We start from the raw sequence: 3,344 nt of genomic DNA, 5'->3' as shown, positions 1-3,344 counted from the left end.
GGGCGTGCCCCGGTGCTCGGCCCCCAGCGGCGCACGGGCGGGCTCAGCGCGAATGCCAGCGCGCCGGTGACCATGCAGACCGCACCCGCGACCATGCCGGTGCCCGGCCAGGGCGCGGTCACGAGCACACCCGCGAGACCGGGGCCGAGGATGAAGAACACCTCCATGCTGATCGCCTCGTAGGCCAGTGCCGCGTCCCGTACGGGGCCGGACGGCAGCAGTCTGCCCCACAGCGCGCGTGAGGCCGATCCGGTCATCGGCTCGGTGATCCCGATGCCGAACGCCGCGGCCGCGAGCAGCGGGGTGGCGGCCCCGCGCTCGATGGCGACCACGAGGGTGGCCATCACCGCCGCGAACAGGGCCGTGGTGAGCAGCAGGGGGCGGGTCGGGCCGAAGCGGTCGATGAGCCTGCCCTGCGCGACCGAGCCGATCGACACGCCGACGAGCGTGCTCGCCGACACCAGGCCGGCGACGGCGAAGTCCCCGGTGCGGTGCCGCACGAACAGCAGAGCCGAGATGCCGATCATCGCGATGGGTAGCCGGGCGAGGGCCGAGGCGATCGCGGGCCACCGCACCCCGGGCGTGCTCAGTGCGCGTCGGTAGTCGGCCGGGGTCGTGCGGCCGTCGGCAGCGGAGTGGGACATGCGTACCAGTATGCCCGTGGCTGGTACGTCAGTACCAGTTTTTTCGTCCGGACGAATCGGGCGAAATTCACTCTTGGGGCGTGTAATCTGCACTCGGACGGGTAGTTAAGTATCGGATGGATAACGGTCCCCTGGATCGGGGCATCATCCGCGCGCCCTACGCGTCTTTGAGGGTGAACACACTTGAGGCGGAGGGTAGGGGTCATGGGACCCTAGTCCCGACGTTCTCGGAAGCGGACCATCGTAGGCACGCCCATCGTGGAGACGGTGGACGTCGGAATCGAAGACATCTGAACACCGCGCCCACGTCAGCGCACGGCACCACTGGTGCAGCGCGCGAATCGAGGGGCGCGACGCGGACTCCCTCCGGGTTTCGGGTCGGGGCCTATACCGGAGGGCGGGGAGCGCGGGCGGTCGGGGGACGGTCCGCGCGAACGGACAAGGGGCCGGACAGTGCCACGTCGGGGGTGGCGCCCGGCCCCTTGTTCGTGTCGTTCGCGGGTGTGCTCGCCCCGTCGGATCACCGTGGCACGGCGGCGACGCTCGCTCAGCGTGCGCGCCGGGCCAGCCGCTCCGGGTCGAGGATGAGCACGCTCTTGCCCTCCAGCCGCAGCCAGCCCCGGTGGGCGAAGTCGGCGAGTGCCTTGTTCACCGTCTCCCGGGAGGCGCCGACGTACTGGGCGATCTCCTCCTGCGTGAGGTCGTGGGTGACCCGCAGCAGGCCCGCCTCCTGGCTGCCGAACCGCTGCGCGAGCTGGAGCAGCGCGCGGGCCACGCGGCCGGGGACGTCGGTGAAGATCAGCTCGGCGACCATGTTGTTGGTCCTGCGCAGCCTCCGGGCGACCACGCGCAGGAGTTGCTCGGCGATCTCCGGTCGCGTCGAGATCCACTGCCGCAGCGCGGGCCGGTCCATCGTGACCGAGCTCACCTCGGTCACCGTCGTGGCGGTCGATGTGCGCGGGCCGGGGTCGAAGATCGACAGCTCGCCGAACATGTCGGAGGGCCCCATGATCTGGAACAGGTTCTCGCGCCCGTCGGCGGACTTGCGGCCGATCTTCACTTTGCCGGACTTGATGATGTACAGCTTGTCACCGGGCTCGCCCTCGTTGAAGATCACGTGGCCCCGGGGAAATTCCACTGTCTCCAAGGTCTGCGCGAGCGCCTCGGCCGCCGCCGGTTCCACACCCTGGAAGATGCCCGCGCGGGCCAGGGTCTCGTCCACCTCGTGCCTCCTTCGGGTAGCGGCAACCGGCCTCCGGGTGGAGGAGGATGCCGCCGATCACTACATGCAGTGTAGGGCGTGCCCCCGGGATCGCTCCCCGTTCGGCCCGTCGGAGCCGTCTCCGGACAGCCGGTAACCGGCCTCGCGCACGGTGCGCGCGCGACCGCATACCACCTGTTGAGAAACTCAGGGGGGCCAATCCCGTCCGACTGGCAAGCCTAACCCCGGGGCCCTCGGTTTCTGCCCCTGGCCTTCCCGGCGAGCCGCCGCAGCCGGAACAGTTCGAGCGCGCGGCCGATGCCGTGCCCGTAGAGGGCCTTCACCTCGTCCGGACGCGCTTGTTCGAGGAACTCCTCGACGTCCTCGCCGCGCACCGACACGTGCCGGAGCCGGTTCTCAACCCGCTCCATGAACAGCGCGAACAGCATCACCACGAGCGGCACGAGGATCACGAACCAGACGGTCATATCACTCCCGATCAATAGTCACGCCCGGCTCGTCGTCGTGCCACGCTCGGCGGTGACCCGACGTCGGCGAAACACGTGTCTTCGGCGATCCGACGGCGCACGTAGGCTAGCGGGGTGTCCTCGTCCGTGGGTCGGGCCCCCCGAGGGGGGCGAGCGTTCGCCGAACAGAGCCGGTTGTCGTTGGTCAGACGCGCGCGGCGTATGAAGCGTTGCCTCGATGCGACCTATCCAAACGCGCACTGCGAGCTGAACTTCACCACTCCGCTGGAACTCCTGGTGGCCGTCATCCTGTCGGCGCAGACCACGGACGAACGGGTCAACCAGGTCACCCCGGGCCTGTTCGCCCGGTATCCCCGGGCGGCCGACTACGCCGGTGCCGACCGCGCGGAGCTGGAGGAGCTGCTGCGGCCGACCGGATTCTTCCGGAACAAGGCCACGTCGCTGATGAAGCTGGGCGCCGCCCTGCTCGAACGCCACGACGGCGAGGTGCCCGGTGACCTCGACGCGCTGGTGAAGCTGCCCGGTGTCGGACGCAAGACGGCCAACGTGGTGCTCGGGGAGGCGTTCGCGGTGCCGGGTATCACCGTGGACACCCACTTCGGCAGGCTGGTCCGGCGCTGGGGCTGGACCGACGGCGACGACCCCGTCGCGGTCGAGCACGAGATCGGCGCGCTCTTCCCGCGCAAGGAGTGGACCACGCTGTCCCACCGCGTGATTTTCCACGGCCGGCGGGTGTGCCACTCCCGCAAGCCCGCGTGCGGCGCCTGTCCGCTGGCCCGGGACTGCCCGTCCTACGGTGCGGGCCCGACCGACTTCGACACCGCAGCCGCGTTGGTCAGGGGACCGGAGCGAGAGCACATCCTGGAGCTGGTGACGGAGTCGTGACACGGGCGACGAGGTGGGCCCTCGCGGTGGGCGCGCTCGCCCTCGCGCTGCTGGTGGCCCTGCTGCCGCGCACCGACGGCACCGGTGATGACCCCGGTCCGCCGTCCGGTTCCCCCGGCGCGGCCG

The 3,344-nt window shown here is 70.5% G+C and carries 4 protein-coding genes; 1 reads left to right on the top strand and 3 read right to left on the bottom strand.

Annotation, left to right across the window (positions count from 1 at the left end; translation table 11 throughout):
* The 3 genes from SACSA_RS20815 to SACSA_RS0100275 form a co-directional block, all read right to left on the bottom strand.
* Window positions 1–644 (bottom strand): MFS transporter (locus SACSA_RS20815; RefSeq protein ID WP_019812558.1); only part of this gene is annotated, 644 nt, incomplete at its 3' end.
* Window positions 645–1,191: 547 nt separating this feature from the next.
* A complete protein-coding gene (locus tag SACSA_RS0100280; RefSeq protein WP_019812557.1) occupies window positions 1,192–1,866 on the bottom strand; it encodes a Crp/Fnr family transcriptional regulator in 675 nt (224 codons plus the stop codon).
* Between the two features lie 218 nt (window positions 1,867–2,084).
* Window positions 2,085–2,333, bottom strand: coding sequence for a hypothetical protein (locus tag SACSA_RS0100275; protein WP_019812556.1), 249 nt, complete (start codon window positions 2,331–2,333; stop codon window positions 2,085–2,087).
* Window positions 2,334–2,534: 201 nt separating this feature from the next.
* Here SACSA_RS0100275 and nth point away from each other — a divergent pair, with 201 nt between their 5' ends.
* Window positions 2,535–3,218, top strand: coding sequence for an endonuclease III (nth, locus tag SACSA_RS0100270; RefSeq protein WP_019812554.1), 684 nt, complete (start codon window positions 2,535–2,537; stop codon window positions 3,216–3,218).
* Window positions 3,219–3,344: the final 126 nt, after the last annotated feature.

It is taken from the genome of Saccharomonospora saliphila YIM 90502, from assembly GCF_000383795.1.
GTDB classification, from domain to species: Bacteria; Actinomycetota; Actinomycetes; order Mycobacteriales; family Pseudonocardiaceae; genus Saccharomonospora; species Saccharomonospora saliphila.
Note: the sequence above shows the minus strand (reverse complement) of the source record. Positions and strands in the feature narration are given on the sequence as shown.